Below are 19425 nucleotides of genomic sequence, written 5' to 3'. Positions count from 1 at the left end.
GTGGCTTTGTACATTTTGTTACCGCCTCTCCTTCATTCCCTGAACTTTCCTGTAGTCAACAACGTCAAGCATATAATCAAAACATAGGCTTTCTTCCAATCGCGTCCCATCTATTTTACCACACCAGATAATATCTGCAAATCCTAAAGACTTAGAATCGTCTTCGGAGGCCATCTGAAGATAAATATTATCTTCAAAAATGAATATTTTACTATCAGAATTGCTTTTCATGTTATTCGCTTTGTAATAATAATGCCATTCAGATGCCAATCATAAATTCTGACATAAAATATTGATTATTAATGAATTAAAACAATTACCTGTATCTGAATTTTTCCCGTTGCGGGAAAAATTTCCAGATTATGGAATATTGTAGCTGATCTATTCAGGAGCTTTTTAGTTATTTATCTTCCAGTGCTTTCCTAACTGCCGGCGCTACTTTAGTACCATACAATTCTATAGAGCGTAATACTTTATCATGTGGCATTTCATCTCCTACCAGTTGCGCAAGGAAACGGGTGTTCCCGAATAATTTATGCTGTGCCAGTATCTTATCAATGACCTGTTCTACACCACCTACCATCAGCGGTCCTTTCTCTCTGAGGTAGTCGAATTGTGGCCTGTTGAGGGGCGACCAACCTCTCTCCGCTCCTACACGGTTCATCAGTACCTCATATCCCGGATAAAAATCTTCGGCAGCTTCCTCCTCATGCTCCGCAATATGAAACTGCGAGCTGATACCCAGCTGTAATTTACTGGCATCATGGCCTGCCTCTGTAGCGGCATCCCTGTATGTTTTAACGAAGGGTACAAAATGCTCCGGGGTACCACCCAGCAATGCCAGCATCAGTGGCAGATTCATCCTGCCTGCACGTTTGGCAGAGGCAGGTGTACCACCTGCGGCCAGCCATACGGGCAAAGACTCCTGCAAGGGACGAGGATAGATCCCACGGTTCACCAAAGGCGCCCTGAACTCCCCTTTCCAGGTAACGAATTCATTCTTGTTGATCGTCAGCAGCATTTCCAGTTTTTCATTGAAAAGTGCATCATAATCATCCAGTTTATATCCGAATAAAGGGAAAGATTCAATAAAAGAGCCGCGGCCTGCCATGATCTCGGCACGTCCACCGGAAATCAGGTCTACCGTTGCAAAGTTCTGAAACGTTCTCACAGGGTCCACAGAACTTAATACCGTTACTGAGCTGGACAAACGTATGTTTTTAGTAATGGAAGCACCTGCGGCCAGTATCACTTCCGGTGCTGACACCATAAAATCAGGGCGGTGATGTTCTCCCAAAGCAAATACATCCAGTCCTACTTCATCTGCCAGCTTAATTTCAGCCAGTAATTCCTGCATGCGGCGATGCGCATTCACTGCTTTTCCTGCTCCATGATCACGACGTACGTCCCCAAAGGAGCTAATACCTAGTTCAAATTTCATCATACAAATATCGGAATGTGATCTTACTTCCGGAAATAGTTGTGCTTTCCTGTGGGGAACTATGTGCAGGTAATAAAAAAGCGCATGCCCCAAAAGACATGCGCCATCAAAACCAATAACCATCTATTCTACCTGCCGATATTCAATCGCAGGTCGATCTCAAAACTGTTTCCCATAATTGTGCTGTAACCGGATGTCTGGGTGATGTAAACAGCCTGTATGCCCAGCAGCGATTTATAATTAAACCCTGCTCCTGCACTAACACTGCCACTGCTGTGATACATTCCGAAAACATTGGCCCGGTCGTCCAGTAAACCTACATTCACACCGGCATCAACGATGCCATCTTCTCCACGTAAACCACGATAACCTACTTTGGGTTCTATCTTCGTAATCTCCGTTCCCGTATTGAAGCGGTAAGCCACTGCACTATAAAAAGTAGTTAAACCCGATACACCTTTGTTATCATTCTTAATCATCCCTATCAGGCTGGGTAATGCTGCCTGTACCGTTAAATGATGATCTGTGTACGCTACTCCGAAATCGCTTTCAAAATAATTGTCACGCCTGTTGAAACTACTTACGGAAGGATCATTCACCTCTCCGTTTATGTTTTTATAATCCAGGCGTTGTACTTCCAGCGCCAGCGATAATCCGAAATGTAATGCCTGGGCATTCATGCCTAACGGAAGGTGATAAGCATAGGTCAACCCCACTTTGGTACGCTGTAACAAACCGGATTTATCATTGTAAATATTCACGCCTGCCCCTACCCTGCTGCCTAGATTGGCATCTGCTGTAAAGGTCTGGGAAACGGGCGCGCCCGGAATAGCATCCCAGGGACGACGATAAGTAGCATTGATATGAATACCGGAATCAATACCTGCCATAGCAGGATTAGCCAGGTACTGGTTAAAGAAATACTGCGCTTCCGGCGGATCAAAATTGCTGACCGCCCTGCCCAGGGATTGTGCCTGTAATTGCTGCACGCACAGTAAAAGAATAAGCGTATATAAAGATCTCATGTTAATTATTTCTGATTGCGAACAATAGTGATAAAGCCTTTGAACGTGTGTTGATCGTTACCTAATGTTAATATATAATAGTACGTACCTTCTGCCAGTGGAGAGCCATTACTCATACCATCCCATTCGTTCAGGTAGTGCTGTTTATGGTATACCAGTCTGCCCGTACGATCATATATTTTCACATCGTTATCAGGATAACTATCTATGTTCCGTACTATCCATTTATCATTAATACCATCCCCATTTGGTGTGAGGATGTTAGTTGCATCCAGTTTATAATCATACACGACCAACAGTGAAACAGAACCCTGTCCGGTACAACCATCTGCTGTTTTTCCATTGACAGTGTACGTGACATTTTCCTGCGGGCGAACATTTAATACCGCAGTGTTTTGTCCGCTGACGATGTAATCTGCATTCTCCCATGAATAGGTAGATGCGCCACTTGCCGTAAGGTAAACAAGGGAGCCTTTGGAAACTGTAATCCCTTTATCACTGCTGATTGTTAATACCGGTGGTGTGGATACTTTCACAGGGAACTGTGTGCTAATTTTATCAACACCCCCATTGCTGGTGCCCCCATTATCCTGTACGGTTATAGTAATCACCGATGTGCCAGTGGCATCTCCTTTCAGCTCATAACGGATTGTAGCAGTGCCATTCCCATTATCTGTGATAGTGAGTGTTGTGAATACGTCTTTATCAGCGCTTACACTTAAAGTATTCGTCTGTGTCGTTTCAGGGCCTGCAGAAATACCGGTAACAGTCACGGTTTGTTCTCCACCGGCACATACTGCCTGATCTGCCACCGTACCAATAGCAGGTACTTCATTCACGTCTTTCAGCGTAACGGAGACAGTACCAACAGCACTGGTATTGTATCCATCACTAACAGTAACACTGATGTTAAACTGTGGGTTGCGTTCAAAGTTGAATTCATCCGCATCATTTACTGTTAACTGACCAGTACTGGTATTAATAGCAAATGCAGGAATATTGTCATTATCGGTATCTGCATTTTGTGTGATCTTCCAGTTATCCAGGATGCTACCATTATCTGTGGCTGCAAGAGTGCCAACAATAGTACCAGCAGCAATATTCTCGAATACACTGAATGTTTGTCCGGCTGTTACAACCGGGGCTACTGCATCTACCAGCACGCCTGTGAATGCGGCTACGTTATTCAGCAAAGGATCCAGATCATTACCTGCCTGGTCTGTTATCTTACCAATGGCAGTGGTGAGAGAAGCAGCAAGAGAAACCCCATCCAGGTCCGACTGCCCATCCACAACAGTATATGAGAATGTCAGTGTATTACCGGTGAGTGTTGCATTTACAGCAGTACTACCGATAGTTACCTGTAATAAAGGCGCTGCGCCGGCCGGTGCTATGGTAATGGGTTCATCCGTAGTGATTGTAAATGTCAGTACATCTCCGGCTTTGTAAGTACCATTGGCAGGGCCTGTTACGCTTAATACAACAGGCGCCTTTGTATCCACATAAACAATACCCGGCGTAGTAGTATAATGTATGGTGAGGTCTGCCGTATTACCTGACAGGTCTTTAATAGTACCTGATTGTATGGTAGATCCTATATTAATACCATTGGCATCATTTTCACCTGCCTGTATAGTGTAACGGAATACCAGTGTATTAGAACCGGAGCCACTGATATATTTAGCAGGCTGAATAGTGCTGCCTATTAAAAGGCTGATCTGAGGCGTTCCTGTTACGACTACATTTTCCGGCCAGGTAACGGTAAGGTCTATATTCTTTCCTGCGTTATAATAACCGGCTGTTACTGCTACATTAGTAACCACAGGCGTCACTGCATCTACCAGTATCCCTGCGGTACTACCCGGCGTAAATGTTAATACAGCGTCATTGCCTGCGATATCTTTAATAGTAGCGGACTGTAACTGTCCTACACCTATACCATCCGTATCCTGCTGACCAGCCGGTATGATATAATGGTAAGTAGCTGTACTGCCAGTGGCAGACAGGAAAGTAGCATTCACTGCAGCGCTACCTATCTGGATTGGTAAATAAGAAGTAGTGCCTGTTACGGTAACCGGTTCACTGAAATTCACTACAAACAGCAGTTCATCACCAATTATATAAGTATTGTCCGCTGGTAATGTAACAGTATTTACCACAGGGGCAATACCATCTATCTTAATATTTTTGTTGGCAGATAAAGAGCTGGCAGCAGCTGGCAGGGGTAAATCTAAAATAGCATCTTTATTACCGGCGTTGTTTTTAACCGTTCCACTTAATGCGCTCACAGATGTATAATCCAGGTCGGATGATACATCACCGCTTTGTACGGTGTAAGTGAATGTAAGTGTGGTCGTTCCGCTACCGGAAGTATAGACCGCATCGCGATCCGCAGCACCTGTTTCAAGGGTTAATAGCGGGGTACCTGTTACATTCACGATCTCATTAAACACTACATTTACAGTAACAACATCTCCTGCTTTATAGGTCCCATTGACGTTATCTGAAGTAACGTTGATAACAAACGGTTTTAAGGGCCCTACTGAGATATCAACTGTCTTTGTATCTGTCTTTGCTCCACCGGTACCGCTATTACCCAGGTCATCTGCGGTAATCTGCAATGTAGCGATACCCGAATAATTGCCGGAAGGTGTATATATGATGAAACTCAACGCATTATTTATATCAGTGAGTGTACCCCTAAAAGTAGACGTAACATCCCCTGTACCGGAACCTGTTATAAAAGTAAGACCGCTCGTAAGCGGTAATGTAATAGTACCAGCAGTAACACTTAAGGTTACACTTACCGTATTGTTGCCAGCATCTGCATCGGCTATTGAAATTTCATTATTCAGTACAAGATTTGTATTCAGTGCTACTGTCTGTGCTGCCGGTACCGTAATCACAGGTGCGTCGTTTACAGCAATTATGGAGAAGGAGACTGTCGTTGTCCGTTCTTCACTGTTAGCATCTCCTGAAGTACCAGGATCTGCTCCTGTAAATCCACCATCGTTGATGGTGACGGTCAGTACTACGGTATTACCGTTTGTATTTAAAGTACCGGTGAATTTCACACTATCCTTAGCGATATAATTATTGATATCGGTGATACTCCCTTTCAAGATAACTGTATTCGTAGCTGTCGGAACGATGATAATACCAGTTGCCGGGTTGGCAGACAATGTACCATCAGCAGGCGTTACAGACAAAGTAACCGTTACGGGATTTGTACCTGCATCGGTATCTGCGAAGGAGAAACTGTTCATGGGAGATGGTACATCTTCCATTACATTCGCCTGTGCAGCAGTAGCAATAGTTGGTCGGTCGTTCGTATTGATCACTACAATTATTCCCAGGGCAGTATCACAGCGTGAAGGAATACCATTGTCGCATACCTGGTATTCAAATTTGTCAATACCGTCGAACCCATTATTGGATGTATAAGTAAAGGAGCCATCGGCATTTAATACAACGCTGCCATTTACAGGGGCGGTTACCAGTGAGGTAGTTAATGCATTACCTTCCCTGTCTGTATCGTTACTTAACACATTCCCACCGAGATTCTTAAAGTCGGGTGTAGTAACAATATCGTCAATAGCCAACGGTGCACTGTTAATGCTATTTATAGTAATCGTACAGGTGGCATTCGCACATGCACCCTGCGCATCACAATTGCTGTAAACAAACTGGTCTGTGCCGCTAAAGCCAATATTTGGTACATAATAAAACCCTCCATCCGGATATAGCTTAAGAGTACCATGAGCAGGACTAGTAACTAAACCGGCCATATTAAAATTGCGTATAGATCCACTGTTAGGATCATTATCATTCTGTAGTACTCCTGAAGCTGCATTTACGTCTAATGCCATATCCTGGTTAATGGTATAACCATCATTCGCCGGCACAGGAGCCACGTTTGAGCTTCCCACAAAGAATAATGCTTTGGCATCGGAGGAACAGGCTCCTCCCGGGTCACAGAGCTTATATGTAAAACTATCCAGTCCTGTATAACCGGCATCCGGAGTATATGAAAAACTACCTGAATTACTCAATGACAACGATCCATGCAGGGGCAGGGAGACAGGACTGAACGTTACTGCATCTCCATCAACATCATAATCATTTGCCTTAAGACCGGGTGCAACCTGGGATATAAGCTGGTCCTGCGCAGTCACATAATATTCACTGTTAGCTATCGGACTATGATTAATAGCAGTAAAGTTCACTGTTACAGCAGCTGCTGTACTGATACTGCCATATCCATCGCTTAAAGTAAAGCTGATAGTTCTGCTGGCAGTAGCGGCTCTGCTATTATTATCAAGATAAGCTATTCGTTTCAGCAGCGCGGTTATGGCAGCTGCACTTGCGTTGGCATTCAACCGTATTCGCATAGGACGGCCAGCATTGCCGCCTGTGTATGTCCCTATAGTAATTCCGCCATAAGCAATGACGTTAGCATCTACACCAATCTGTCCCGCAGCAGCGCCCTCATTTTTTATATTGAGGACATCTTCCGCGTAACTTGCTCCGGTGGTGACAGCCACCGTCAGCAGCCCACCATTAAAGTCTGGTGCGGTTCCTGCGGTGAGAGTCGCATCCAGGCCTGCATCTAAAAACACATCTGCTCCCGCTGTTGTAAAAGAGACCACATCTCCATTCAGATTACCAATAACGGGTAGTGTATAGGGTACTGCTGCATATGCACTGCTGCAGAGTAGTAATAGAAAAACAATAAGAAACCTAGGCGTAGAGTTTTTATTCATGTATCAGTTATGTTGTAAAAAATTGGCTCACCGTATAGTTGCGTATACCGGTAGTATTTAGTATGTTATCTATGGAGATCAATCAGGGCTCTAACAGGATTTCTACATCCATCTACACCAGACCTCTTAATTATTAAATTGGCGTATCTAAAGCTGCGGGTGAAACAAATAAGGATTTCCCAAATTAGTTTAAAGTGTCCTATGGGCAAAATTAAAAGAAAAAAAACATAACAAGGAATTTATAATCAAAAAACATAAAAAGCCCCAGACATAAAGTCTGGGGCTTTTCCGGGTACATCAGCCATGATAGAGCTTATCACCAATATTTATATAGATTTCCAACTAATAGTTGTATAATTCAAACATTACTTATGCAATCCTTTCTTCCTTAGATAAGCGAGTAATGCTGCGGGCCTGTCTGTTTGAATAATGTTAAATCCTCTGTCAAGCAGCCATTGCCAGCTATCTCTTATATTGCCATCATCGAAGGCCATATCGTCATAATGACCGCCATTCAGGCTGGCCCACAAAGCATTTACCCATAGCCTCGACTGTTTAATATCTTTCAGATGGGATAAGATAGCAGAGGTATCACTTTTAAATATCAGCTCAAAAGCTACCGGTTCTATCTGTGACACGGCATCATGAATACTATACAGTGCAGCAGAATCATCCAGCGACACGATAGACATGTAATGTATCTTTTTCAATACAGCTGCATAGTCATTTATTACTTTGCCGGCAGGTAAATCTCCTTTAAAAATGGCCTGATTAACAGTACCTGTTTTTTCAAGCACGGCATATGCTTCGTTTATATATCTGTAAGATTTATCCAGGTTTATCATCACTTTACCTTTTGCGGCCAGCATGGCTTCTTCCAGTGTTGGGATACGATGATGAGTGGGGACACCACATCCGTTACGCAGGTATAATGTTTTCAGGGAATCCAGGGTGAAATCGCTCACCTTTCCTTTACCGGCAGTGGTACGGTCTATCTTCTCATCATGCATAAGGACAAGCTGACCATCTGCGGTTTTCTGTACATCAATCTCCACGATATCTACTCCCATCGCAATCGCATACTTAATAGCAGCGATGGAATTCTCCGGCGCATTACGCCAGTCGCCCCGGTGGGCAGCCACCAGTACTTCTTTCCCTAAAGGATTTTTAAATTCACTGATAATAGCATTCACCTGCGCATTTACTGATATGGTAAGCAGCAGTAATAAAAATGTAAGTACCTGTTTCATGTTAGTTATATCCCTCATTTTGTTTAACAGACGGATCTGTATCTATTTGTCCCTGTGGCACTGGCATTAAAAGATTATGTTTATCAATCGTTGTCAGTATCCCATTATCATTAAACCATTTATTCATAACAGTAACAGCGGTCCCTGTGCGTAACAGGTCGAACCAGCGTTGTCCCTCTCCAATCAGTTCCAGTCTTCTTTCCAGGTCAATAGCAGCCCTCACATCATCCTGTGTAAGAGCGGTGGTGGCGGTAAGGCCGGCCCTGATCCTGACGGAGTCCAGATAAGGAATGGCAGTAGTAATATTCTTCAGTTCATTCTCTGTTTCTGCCAGCATCAGCAATACATCTGCATAGCGCAATACGACCACATCACTACCTCCATCCGTGATCACTGTCGTTGGCAAAGAGAGTTTCTTACAATAAGGTATCCCTGAAGTAGTGACATCAATATAAGTCCCTTTTCTTTTATCAGCAGCGGTATACAGATTGTATAAACTTTTTGTCGGCAGGTTATGTCCCTTTGCGCCTGATTGTGTACCGGAAGGACTAAACTGCTGAAACATAGTACTCCCTTCTGTATTTCCATTGATGCCTGATGCAAACTGTACTGCAAATATAATCTCTGCATTGTTCTCATTACTGATACTGAAAACATCTGCCGGATTTGTCATCAGGCGGTGTTTGCCGGAATTAACCACTGCCATCAGCACGGTTTCCGCATTGGGATATTCTTTCAGCGTCAGGTATACCTTTCCCAGTAATGACTGCGCAGCAGTTTTGATCACTTTCCCGGCCTGAGTGGTAGAAACCGGTAATTCATCAATGGCTTCTGTCAGGTCTTTTTTGATCTGGAGATATACATCAGCTACGGGCGTACGTCCTGCACCGAAATATACATTAGGGTCTGTCGTTTCTTTCAGCACCAGAGGCACATCCCCATATAATCTTACAAGATTAAAATATAACAATGCACGGATGAATTTCATTTCTCCTTTACGGGCCTCTTTTGTAGCCGGTACCGCATAAGTAATATTATCTATACGGTTCAGTACAACATTTGCTTTCTGGATAGCCTTGTAGGAATCCTGCCAGGCAGCAGCAATAATAAGATTGGAAGGGATGAGCGTGAACTGGTCCAACTGTCCGTAAATTCCATCATCATTGGCAGGTACTTCATCATAGGTATTATCAGTAGGGATTTCTGTAAGCGCAGGCATATACAGGCCGTATAACCCGTTAAACTGTAAGTTGGCATATACCGCATTCACATATTCCTCTACTTCCGTTTCTGTACTCAGAAAGCTACCGGATTCTTTTTCCGTAGTAGGGTTCTGAAATAATTCCTTACCGCAGGAACTACATAAAAACAATAATATAATAAAGCTGATCTTCTTCATGATAAATAATTAAAAGGTGACATTAAACCCGATGATGAATGATTTTGCTACCGGATAATTTGCCATTGACAATCCATTCGTCAATACGTTATCTGTAGAAGTAGCATCCGGATTGTATCCTCTGAAATCTGTAATAGTGAAAAGGTTATTGGCAGTGATATATACTCTTGCAGCAGACATCTTTACCCTGGAAGTCCAGGCTGCAGGCAGGGTATATGCCAGTTGAATATTACGCAGGCGCAGGTAATCTGCTTTCTTAAAGAATATACTGGAGGCACGGGTCAATTTCCTGTTGCTGGATAAATTACCAAGGTTAGGCTGACCCAGGAAACCGTTGGGGTTATCAATGGGATGATAACGATGATCATAATAATATTTGCTCGGTACAGAAAACCCTTCTCCTGATTCATCAAATAAAGCGATCTGTCTGTCGTAAGTTTTTCTTCCCTGAATGCCCTGTAAAGCAAAGCTGAGTTCAAATCCCTTGTAAGAGAAATTATTCGAAAACCCGTAGGTAAATTTAGGATTGTAGGTCCCGAATCCCATACGGTCATCTGTATCAATCCTTCCGTTGTGGTCGATATCTTCTACTTTGTAGTCCCCGGTCAGTGTACCGGTCATATGCGGCGTATTATCTATCTCTGCCTGTGTCTTATATACACCCGTTACTTTATAACCATACAACTCTGCCACTGGTCCGCCAACCCTTGTACGGAAATTACTTTCAGCACCTGTAATGATCTGCTTCTGCCCCGGAGCCAGCGCCTGCACGACGTTCCTGTTGGTAGCAAGATTGCCGCTAAAGCTCCATTTCACAGGTCCCAGCGCGATCTCGGTCCCTGATAATTCCACCTCAAAACCCGAGTTTTTTACTTTACCTATGTTCTGGATAGAGGCACTGAAACCTGATGCATCAGGAACAGGAACATTCAGCAATAAATCCTTTGTAATGGAATTATAATAATCGGCAGTGATATTGAAATGATTCCATAAGCCCAGATCAATACCAAAGTTTGAAGATGTTTTTGTTTCCCATGAGAGGTTTGGATTAGGGGTAGTGGTGGCAGCAAAACCAGCTCCCAGTGCATTGCCATATACATAATTGGACGAATTCACCAGCGCTTTTGAACTGTAGGAACCTATCTGGTTATTACCGGACTGTCCGTAAGTAGCACGCAGCTTGGCGAAGGTCAGGACATTTGATTGCGGGAAGAAGCCTTCTTTACTCAATATCCAGCCTGCTGTTACCGAAGGGAAATTCCCCCATTTCCTGTCATCCCCAAAACGGGAAGACCCGTCTCGTCTTACAGTAGCAGAGAACAGATATTTATCCAGGTAAGCATACTGCGCACGGGCCAGGTAGGAGATCTGTACCCAGGTATAGCGGGAAGCGACAGCCGTAAAGGCGCTGGCCCCTCCTATGTTGGTAATGTTATCATCTGCAATACCGGAACCGGTTACAACTGTAGATGATCCCGACTCCTTCTGAAAGGTATAACCTGCCAGTACATCCAGATCGTGAGGTCCCCAGCTTTTAGTATAGTTCAGGGTATTCTCCCAGAGGTAATTCACATTCAGGTTTCTTGTCTCAATAGCGCTCGCAGGTTTAGGTGCAGCTCCTCTGTATTGTCCTATGCCGGAAGGGTTATAAAAGTTGAACAGGTTACTGACAACATCTCCACCTACCAGTGTTTTTAGTTTCAGTCCATCCAGTAATTTAAAAGACATATATCCGTTCCCGAACGTTCTGAAAAAATCCCTCTTATTCTTAATCTTCGTAGCCAGTGCGACCGCATTTTCTCCCAGCGCTCCATCTTCCGGGGTATTGGCAATGATCTGTTTACTGATAGCCAGTGACCCGTCTGCATTACGCGGGCTGAAAAACGGGTACATAATGTAGATATCAGCTATCGGGTCATTAGACCAGTTGGTATTGTTATCAAAATAGTTTTGTGAGTTCCAGGAGGGATTAATGCTTACCCCCATGTCAAAACGGTCAGATAATTTAGTATCTATTTTGATGGTACCGCTGTAACGTTTTAATCCATTATTGATGACAATCCCCTGCTGGTTGAAATAATTGCCGGCTACATAATAGTTTGTCTTCGCAGATCCACCGGAGATAGCCAGGTTATAACTGCTCATCTGTGCATCCCTGAATACCTCATCCTGCCAGTTAGTGTTGGTGAGCCCGGGTTGTTTTGCCAGATAAGGGTCCAGGTAATTCAGGCGCAGCTCACGCAGACTAGCACCTTTTGAAATGCGGGTAGCCCTGTCATCATTAATACTCCTGTTGGCGGGGTTCTTCGATACATATCCCCAGTCCCTCGCTTCCGTGAAAAAAGTAGCGGCTTCATAAGCATCTACGTATTTAACACGATCTGCGCGTTGCTGTGTACCGGCATATACATCCAGTGATACTTTAAACTGATCTGCTTTGCCTTTTTTAGTTGTCACTAAAATCACCCCGTTAGCAGCTCTGGAACCATAAATAGCGGCAGAAGCGGGATCTTTCAGGATATCTACGGATTCAATATCCTGTGGATTGATCGAATTAAAAGAAGATCCTTCTGATAATGGAAATCCATCTACAACGATCAAAGGATTTCTTCCTGCGGTTAATGTACCTATCCCCCTGATGACGATCTGCGGGTCCGTACCCGGTTGTGCGGAGGCTTCGTTGATGACAACACCGGCAGCTTTACCCACCAACTGTTGTGCAAAGCTGCTCCCGCTATAACGACTCAGTTCCTTCGACTTCACCTGAGAGATTACGCCGGTTACTCTCATTCTTGATTGTTGCCCGTAACCAATTACCACTACATCTCCCAATGCTTTTGTAGCAATATTCATTCTTACCAGTAATGAGTTATTATCACCATCGTTGATCAGGTAAGCATTGGAAATATATTTTTCGTACCCAACGGCCGTGAAAACAAAATCGTATTTACTACCTACTGTTAAATGATCAAATGTATAGATCCCTTTTTCATTGGTCATAGTGGCTTTGATAACCTTACTGCCGGTTTCATTCATCTGCACGGTAACACCCGGCATACTCTCCCCTTTTTCATTCACGACCATTCCCTTGATCCTGGCAGTTTGCTGCGCCTGTACCGTAAGACTCATTAACAGTATACAGACTGTTATAAACTGTCGGAAAAACTTGTGATGTTGCATTTTTTTCTTTTATAATTTTGACAATAGGTATCCCGTACCGCCCATGAAGCGGTTACAGTATGCTTATAAATCCGGATTTATTGCTGTTTGCTGATGACTATTTTCCGTCCCTCCTTATTGAATGTAAGATCATTCATATTGCATATGGCTGATAATACCACCTGCAGGGAGTCTGATTTTTCAAATGTTCCTGTAAATGACAATCCTTTTATTGCTACCGTATCTATATCAAACTGTACATGATAATAGTTGCCCAGTTGTGCAAATACATCCTGTAAGTGCGATTTATTAAATGACATGATGATGATATGCTCTCTTGCGTGTACTTCTTTTGATGGAGCAACATTCTCAACATGAAACTGTTTCAGTACGGTATTAACAACGAATTCCTGTCCTGGTGTTAAATACATTTCTTTCATCACCAGATCACTACCCCTTGCAGTCTTTACAACTACCTTTCCTTCCAGCAGTTTCACAGATAACTTATCCGACTGTATGGTACTAATAGAAAAAACAGTCCCCAGTGCAGTAGTGGTAAACCCTTTTGCAGTAACACTGAAAGGACGTTTATGATCTTTTGCTACTTTAAATAATGCGGTCCCTTCTAATGAGATATTACGTTCCAGGCTATCAAACGATGGATAATAACTGATCATACCACCTGGTTGTAACTGCACTTCAGAACCATCAGACAGCGCTATTATTTCCATATGCCTGCCGGTATTACTGTGCTGCAATAATTGCTTTACCGGCGCTGTTTTCATCGCCAGCGAACGCGTATCATTATTTACATGGAAGAATCCCCATCCTGCCATCACAATGATCATCGCGGCGGCGGCCCAGCGGCCCCACACAGGGATAATGCTTACCTTCTTAGTAACTATTATCTGTTCACGCAATCCCTGCAATACTCTTTCTCCGGCGGGTCCGCTTAACAGTTCTTCACGACTGTCAGCATATGACTGTTCCATATATTCTTTCCACGCAGCCTCGTTATTGTTCATATATTCGAACAATTGCTGCTTTTCTGTTGCGGAGATCTTACCTGCCCAGAATTTTTCTATGAGATGTTGGATATCTTCCATGATTCAATAGTAAATACTCCGTGAGGGAGCAAAAGGGGATGATTCTAATGTTACCAGATTGTTAACTCAGTAATTTTCGAGGAAAATGATCAGCAGGGATAAAGTGGTAAGACCAGAGGTATATTCCCCCTGTACATAGCTTTTAATAAAACGTGTGGACTGTTTCAGGTAATCTTTCACGGATGGCACCGAGATCCCTACTATTTCTGCTACTTCTTCATAGGGCCTGCCTTCCAGGCGGCATAAACGGAATACTTCTTTCTTACGGGCAGGTAAATGGTTAATCGCATCTTCTACTACAGACAACTGTATATGATACAGTTCATCCTCGTCCTGTTCCTCCTGTGGAAGGTTTTCGGGGTATTCATCCAGTACAATGGCTGATTTTAATTGTTGCTTCAGATAAGTAGCGGCCTTATTATAACTCACCACAAAAAGCCATCCTGCCACAGATTTATCCTGGTGGACCTTCTGCCGGTTCTGCCAGAGCGCCAGGAACACTTCCTGCAAAATATCCTCTGCAGCTTCCGGCTGCCTTACCATCTTATATATATTGGCATATACAGCCTGCTTGTACTGATGATACAATGTTTCAAAAGCAGCAAAACTTCCGCCGGCAAGATCATGGAGTAAAGATATTTCTGTTTTGGCCCCATCCATATACCGCAAAAGTACAGATTGGATTGAGGGACGTAGGTTATGAAATTGTGAATTCATAGTATATTTATGGATTGTTCGCAAAAAATGGAAAGGAAATCATTTATCAAAATGGCGGCATTATTGCCGTTCATTCCCTACTCATCACAGATAGAGCAGTTGCTGAAACTGCCCGGTGTTTTCCAGCCAACGGAGAAAATGCCCGTTTTCTTTGTGGGGCATGGTGACCCTGAAAATGCGTTCAGGGATAACCCTTTTACGCAGAGTTTAAAAAAGATGGGAGATGATCTTACCCGTAAGCCATCCGCCATATTGATTATATCCGGGCATTATCTCACGGCGGAAGCCTCTTATCTGAAAGTTCCGGAACACTTCAACTGCCCTTATTACAATGTATCCGGCGCTACCGCCTTTGGCCAGGTAATTCCGCAGTTATCGGAGAAAGTGGAAGTGGATGACAGTAATGATCTTGATCATGGGGCCTGGGCCATTTTAAGACATATAGCACCTGAAGGTAATATCCCTGTTATGGAATTAAGCATTCCTGTAGGGCAGCGACTAGATTATCACTGGGACCTGGCCCAACACCTGAAACCCTTACGGGATAAAGGCGTATTGATCATTGGCAGCGGGAATATTGTACATAACCTGGAGCTCAGTTTGTTAAAGGGCGTTTTTTCAAGGAATAAACCCTACTCCTGGGCTATTGAATTTGACGAATGGGTAAAGGGCCGGATTAATGAAAGAGACTTCGGCAGCCTGTTTTATTATAATAATTTAGGGAAGATCGCCAATCGCGCTGTACCTACTACAGATCATTACATTCCTATGTTATACAGCATTGCTTTGGCTGATAAAAATGAAGAGATCCATTATACTTATGAAGAAGTATTTTCTGCCATCAGCATGAGATGCTTCAGAATAGGTAATAACTAATTTTGTATGAAAGTGATCAACCTGCCGCAAGACCTGCTACCAGGGAAAACAGACCCTGACAGTGATGTTATCATCAAAAGGTATACCTCTGGTACCAATACCGTGAAGAACAAGATCATACTGCATAAGAATATGATCAACCTGCTGATAGAGGGGCAAAAAACAATTGCTTATACTGATAATAAAACGACCGTTCATGAAGATGAAATCCTACTGCTTTCCTGTGGAAATTGTTTAACAACAGAAGTACTCTCGGGAGAAGGTAAATTCCATAGTATCATCATTTATTTCAGCAATAAACTAATGGCTGATTTTTATGTAAAATATGCGAAACTCATCAGCCGTGCCGGAAAACAGAAAGGTCTCCCCTCTCTGACATTTAAGAAAGATACTTTTATCAGGAATTATATCTCCTCTCTGGATTTATTACTTCAATCAGGAAATGAATTATCAGTGGAACTGCGATTATTAAAAACAGAAGAACTGATGGTATACCTCTTTGAAACAAACCCGGATGCCATTGCTTCTTTCAGGCTTAATAATACCAGTGACAGCAAAGACCTTGCACTAAGACAGGTAGTAGAAACAAATATTGCTAATCATATTACAGTAGAAGAACTGGCATTCCTTTGTAATGCAAGTCTGTCTACATTCCAGAGACGCTTTAACAATATCTACGGCCTTTCTCCCCAGAAATGGCTTCTGGAGCAAAAGCTGCAACTAGCTGCCCGTTTATTACAACAGCCCGGCGAAAAACCCAGTGACGTATACCAGAAAGTAGGTTATGAGAACCATTCCAGTTTCTCTAAATCTTTCAAACAGCAATTCGGTATTTCTCCCAAAGATTATCAGGAACAAAATCTGACTGCCCGGCAATAGTTTTTGAATGAGTAGCTATAACTGTAAAAGGTAAGGCATTCCTAATTTTGCCTTATGGAAAACAATAACAAAGCAGTTGTATTACGCTTCAACAAAGAAGTAATTGAACAGGGAAACCAGGAAAGTTTCAAAGAACTGATGGATGATAATTTCATCAATCACACTGCCCGGGAAGGTATGAATAACGGCCCGGCAGGCATGCGGTATATGTTCGAAGAAGTATTAAGGCCCGCCTTCTCCGATATCAAAGTGATTATCTACGATCAGATTGCTGAAGGCGATAAAGTCACTACCCGCAAAGCTATCACAGGCACACATACCGGCCCTTTAATGGGCATCCCTCCTACAGGAGAAAAAATAACAATAGATGTGATCGATATAGTTACTGTAAAAAATGGCAGGTATTTCGGGCACTGGGGGATGAACACATTGTCCGCTCTGATAGCAAAACTCTCTAAGCATTAGTAGCGACATTTTTAAGTGTTATCATTTTTTAAATTTTAACAAAAATCAATACTTAAAAACAATAACATTTGCAATTGGGTAAATAAAATAAAGCTCCCACAAAAGAACTGATTACTTTTGCATTGTACCCAAAATTTACCCCCTGCTAATGGATAAGAGTTTTATCATCCGAACAGCTACCAACAGGGACAGGGATAAAATAACAGATCTTGTAAAAAGGACCCTGCCCGAATTTGATTACGTGTACGCCCCTGATACGTATGAAAGCGACCTCGCAAATATCGAGGCAAACTATACCCAAAAAGGAGGCGCCTTTGAAGTCATAGAAACCTTCGATAGTGATATCATCGGGACAGTCGCATTACAGCCAGCAGATGCAGATAATAACACCTGCTGGCTGAAAAGGATGTACATCGACAGTAACTACAGAGGTCTGAAACTGGGAGACCTGCTGCTGAAAAACGTATTACAAAAGGCTGTTAAACTGCATTTTAAAGTAGTTTGCCTGCATACTGCAAGAAGTATGTCTGCTGCTATCAACCTGTTTAAAAAGTACGGTTTTGTTATAAAGGAAGAAGGGGATGATATCACCATGTCTAAAAAACTGCTCTGAGCCAGGGTCTGTTTGCTAATGGAGAGAATGGCCAGGGGACGGCGATAAATATGATGATGAGCGCGATGATAAACCAGATTAACATCGTTTTAAATTTCTCTTTATCTGTTTCTTTTCTTTTAGCCATTCCCGAACCAACAGTAAGTATAACAGTTGCGATCACCATAAGAGAGATATGGATCAGTGCGAAGAAAGTAATTTGCTGCTGATGAATAGCCTCACTGAAATTTCTCCAGAAATATTTGATAAGAGCACTTTGGGTATATAAAAAGATGCCCAGCAGCATCTGGGTTTGCGCAATGGTAGCCGTCCAGTGCCGGGCTGCATTATCTCTGGCTGTAAAGGTCCTGTTGGTTGTATAGCCTGTATATGCCTTGTAAATAGCATATAATAAACTGATTAAAACCAGCCATCTTAACAGAGAATGGAAAACCAAAAAGTAGTACATATTTTATTCACTTTAGATATTGTAAAGATCTAAAGTGAATAAGAAAAATGTTAGGACGGATAAATCCCTTTATAGGATATTTCAATCAAAAGCCATGCAGATCTATCTCAGCGCTTTCTTTGATCTCTACTTTCTTACCCATCTTCTTCTGGATAATTTTAAAGTGATGCTGATCATCTTCACATAACAATGAAATAGCTGTTCCATTCGCATCTGCCCTGCCGGTACGGCCTATCCTGTGTACATAATCTTTAGGGGAACGGGGTAATTCGAAATTGATCACCACCGGTAAATCTTTGATATCTATACCTCTGGCAGCTAAATCCGTAGCTACCAGTACGCGTAATCTGCCTTCTTTAAACATTCGCAGGTTGTCTACCCTTGTACCCTGACTCAAATCTCCATGAAACGCAGCTGCCTGGACGCCGTTCTTATTCAGCTTACCTACCAGGTTCTCTGCAGAGCGGATAGCAGAGGTAAATACCAACACCTGTTCCATATTCTCACTTTTAATCAGATATCTGAGGAAAGGGCCTTTTCTTTCAAGGGTCACATTATATGCCAGTTGTGAAATCTGGTCAATATTACTTCCACTCTCCTCATCAACGATCTCGATCTTTACCGGTTCATGCAGCAACTGTAACTGTATATCATTGATATCATTGTTTAAAGTAGCAGAGAACAGGATATTCTGGCGTTTCTCCGGCAACATGGCCATGATCTTATCCATTTCCTCTTTAAAACCCAGGTTCAGCATCTTATCCGCTTCATCCAGCACTAATATGTCTGCCCTGGAGATATGCACGGCTTTAGAGTCTATAAGGTCTAATAAACGCCCCGGAGTAGCAATCAGTACATCGGTATGGCGTACTGCTATCATCTGCGGATTGATGGATACACCACCAAATACGGCTGTAGTCTTTATCGTCTGAGGAAGATGTTTGCTGAAGGTCTTGAACACGTCATTCACCTGGATGGCCAATTCCCTGGTAGGAACGATCACAAGGGCACCTATGTGGCGGTCTCCTTTACTGGACCTTAGCTGGAACAATTCCAGGATAGGCAGTACATAACCTGCGGTTTTACCCGACCCTGTTTTGGAGATCCCTAAAATGTCTTTTCCGTTGATGATGGCAGGTATAGCTTGTTCCTGCACCGGGTATGGCTCTTTGTATTTATGTTCCCTGATAGCCTGAAGTAAAGGTGCAGATAATCCAAGTGATGAAAATGCCATTTTTTGCGCAAAGCTAAGATAAACTACGAAAAGTAACGCCTATATTTGCC

At 42.9% G+C, this 19425-nt stretch carries 15 protein-coding genes; 4 read left to right on the top strand and 11 right to left on the bottom strand.

Going from position 1 to position 19425, the window contains the following annotated elements; all coding sequences use genetic code 11:
• Positions 1 to 18 precede the first annotated feature (18 nt).
• The 9 genes from GO495_RS22405 to GO495_RS22365 form a co-directional block, all read right to left on the bottom strand.
• Positions 19 to 231, bottom strand: a complete 213-nt coding sequence (locus tag GO495_RS22405) for a hypothetical protein (protein ID WP_157301973.1) — start codon at positions 229 to 231, stop codon at positions 19 to 21.
• Positions 232 to 400: 169 nt separating this feature from the next.
• Complete coding sequence (locus tag GO495_RS22400; RefSeq protein ID WP_205691307.1) at positions 401 to 1441, bottom strand: Atu2307/SP_0267 family LLM class monooxygenase; 1041 nt, start codon at positions 1439 to 1441, stop codon at positions 401 to 403.
• A 128-nt stretch (positions 1442 to 1569) separates the two neighbouring features.
• On the bottom strand, positions 1570 to 2466 hold the full coding sequence (locus GO495_RS22395; protein WP_157301971.1) for a PorP/SprF family type IX secretion system membrane protein: 897 nt from the start codon (positions 2464 to 2466) through the stop codon (positions 1570 to 1572).
• 5 nt (positions 2467 to 2471) lie between these two features.
• A complete protein-coding gene (locus GO495_RS22390) occupies positions 2472 to 7229 on the bottom strand; it encodes a tandem-95 repeat protein (protein WP_157301970.1) in 4758 nt (1585 codons plus the stop codon).
• Positions 7230 to 7594: 365 nt separating this feature from the next.
• Entirely contained in the window at positions 7595 to 8479 is an 885-nt protein-coding gene (locus tag GO495_RS22385; RefSeq protein ID WP_205691306.1) for a glycerophosphodiester phosphodiesterase family protein, read from the bottom strand.
• Between the two features lies 1 nt (position 8480).
• On the bottom strand, positions 8481 to 9878 hold the full coding sequence (locus GO495_RS22380) for a RagB/SusD family nutrient uptake outer membrane protein (RefSeq protein ID WP_157301968.1): 1398 nt from the start codon (positions 9876 to 9878) through the stop codon (positions 8481 to 8483).
• Positions 9879 to 9887: 9 nt separating this feature from the next.
• A complete protein-coding gene (locus GO495_RS22375) occupies positions 9888 to 13007 on the bottom strand; it encodes a SusC/RagA family TonB-linked outer membrane protein (protein WP_157301967.1) in 3120 nt (1039 codons plus the stop codon).
• A 128-nt stretch (positions 13008 to 13135) separates the two neighbouring features.
• Complete coding sequence (locus tag GO495_RS22370) at positions 13136 to 14143, bottom strand: FecR family protein (RefSeq protein WP_157301966.1); 1008 nt, start codon at positions 14141 to 14143, stop codon at positions 13136 to 13138.
• 66 nt (positions 14144 to 14209) lie between these two features.
• Positions 14210 to 14803: an RNA polymerase sigma factor gene (locus tag GO495_RS22365; RefSeq protein ID WP_170302709.1), complete on the bottom strand. Its 594-nt coding sequence runs from the start codon at positions 14801 to 14803 to the stop codon at positions 14210 to 14212.
• An 84-nt stretch (positions 14804 to 14887) separates the two neighbouring features.
• Here GO495_RS22365 and GO495_RS22360 point away from each other — a divergent pair, with 84 nt between their 5' ends.
• The 4 genes from GO495_RS22360 to GO495_RS22345 all read left to right on the top strand — a co-directional run bounded on the left by GO495_RS22360 (position 14888) and on the right by GO495_RS22345 (position 17693).
• Positions 14888 to 15736 carry a dioxygenase family protein gene (locus GO495_RS22360; protein ID WP_157301964.1) on the top strand — a complete coding sequence of 283 codons (849 nt, stop codon included), beginning with the start codon at positions 14888 to 14890 and terminating at the stop codon, positions 15734 to 15736.
• 6 nt (positions 15737 to 15742) lie between these two features.
• Positions 15743 to 16615 carry a helix-turn-helix domain-containing protein gene (locus tag GO495_RS22355; RefSeq protein ID WP_157301963.1) on the top strand — a complete coding sequence of 291 codons (873 nt, stop codon included), beginning with the start codon at positions 15743 to 15745 and terminating at the stop codon, positions 16613 to 16615.
• A 54-nt stretch (positions 16616 to 16669) separates the two neighbouring features.
• Entirely contained in the window at positions 16670 to 17080 is a 411-nt protein-coding gene (locus GO495_RS22350; protein ID WP_157301962.1) for an ester cyclase, read from the top strand.
• Positions 17081 to 17228: 148 nt separating this feature from the next.
• Positions 17229 to 17693, top strand: coding sequence for a GNAT family N-acetyltransferase (locus tag GO495_RS22345; protein ID WP_157301961.1), 465 nt, complete (start codon positions 17229 to 17231; stop codon positions 17691 to 17693).
• Here GO495_RS22345 and GO495_RS22340 read toward each other — a convergent pair.
• Positions 17677 to 18141, bottom strand: a complete 465-nt coding sequence (locus GO495_RS22340) for a hypothetical protein (protein ID WP_157301960.1) — start codon at positions 18139 to 18141, stop codon at positions 17677 to 17679. The two genes, GO495_RS22345 and GO495_RS22340, sit on opposite strands and share 17 nt — an antisense overlap.
• A gap of 85 nt (positions 18142 to 18226) precedes the next feature.
• Positions 18227 to 19375, bottom strand: a complete 1149-nt coding sequence (locus GO495_RS22335; protein ID WP_157301959.1) for a DEAD/DEAH box helicase — start codon at positions 19373 to 19375, stop codon at positions 18227 to 18229.
• Positions 19376 to 19425: the final 50 nt, after the last annotated feature.

The sequence above is a fragment of the Chitinophaga oryziterrae genome (assembly GCF_009758125.1).
In the GTDB taxonomy this organism is placed as follows: domain Bacteria; phylum Bacteroidota; class Bacteroidia; order Chitinophagales; family Chitinophagaceae; genus Chitinophaga; species Chitinophaga oryziterrae.
Note: the sequence above shows the minus strand (reverse complement) of the source record. Positions and strands in the feature narration are given on the sequence as shown.

What these genes read in the sequence shown, in the direction of transcription:
- GO495_RS22395 (WP_157301971.1), bottom strand. Translation starts at nt 2,466, where the DNA reads ATGAGATCTTTATATACGCTTATTCTTTTACTGTGCGTGCAGCAATTA.
- GO495_RS22390 (WP_157301970.1), bottom strand. Translation starts at nt 7,229, where the DNA reads ATGAATAAAAACTCTACGCCTAGGTTTCTTATTGTTTTTCTATTACTA.
- GO495_RS22370 (WP_157301966.1), bottom strand. Translation starts at nt 14,143, where the DNA reads ATGGAAGATATCCAACATCTCATAGAAAAATTCTGGGCAGGTAAGATC.
- GO495_RS22345 (WP_157301961.1), top strand. Translation starts at nt 17,229, where the DNA reads ATGGATAAGAGTTTTATCATCCGAACAGCTACCAACAGGGACAGGGAT.
- GO495_RS22365 (WP_170302709.1), bottom strand. Translation starts at nt 14,803, where the DNA reads ATGGATGGGGCCAAAACAGAAATATCTTTACTCCATGATCTTGCCGGC.
- GO495_RS22375 (WP_157301967.1), bottom strand. Translation starts at nt 13,007, where the DNA reads ATGAGTCTTACGGTACAGGCGCAGCAAACTGCCAGGATCAAGGGAATG.
- GO495_RS22355 (WP_157301963.1), top strand. Translation starts at nt 15,743, where the DNA reads ATGAAAGTGATCAACCTGCCGCAAGACCTGCTACCAGGGAAAACAGAC.
- GO495_RS22350 (WP_157301962.1), top strand. Translation starts at nt 16,670, where the DNA reads ATGGAAAACAATAACAAAGCAGTTGTATTACGCTTCAACAAAGAAGTA.
- GO495_RS22385 (WP_205691306.1), bottom strand. Translation starts at nt 8,479, where the DNA reads ATGAAACAGGTACTTACATTTTTATTACTGCTGCTTACCATATCAGTA.
- GO495_RS22405 (WP_157301973.1), bottom strand. Translation starts at nt 231, where the DNA reads ATGAAAAGCAATTCTGATAGTAAAATATTCATTTTTGAAGATAATATT.
- GO495_RS22335 (WP_157301959.1), bottom strand. Translation starts at nt 19,375, where the DNA reads ATGGCATTTTCATCACTTGGATTATCTGCACCTTTACTTCAGGCTATC.
- GO495_RS22400 (WP_205691307.1), bottom strand. Translation starts at nt 1,441, where the DNA reads ATGAAATTTGAACTAGGTATTAGCTCCTTTGGGGACGTACGTCGTGAT.
- GO495_RS22360 (WP_157301964.1), top strand. Translation starts at nt 14,888, where the DNA reads ATGGAAAGGAAATCATTTATCAAAATGGCGGCATTATTGCCGTTCATT.
- GO495_RS22380 (WP_157301968.1), bottom strand. Translation starts at nt 9,878, where the DNA reads ATGAAGAAGATCAGCTTTATTATATTATTGTTTTTATGTAGTTCCTGC.
- GO495_RS22340 (WP_157301960.1), bottom strand. Translation starts at nt 18,141, where the DNA reads ATGTACTACTTTTTGGTTTTCCATTCTCTGTTAAGATGGCTGGTTTTA.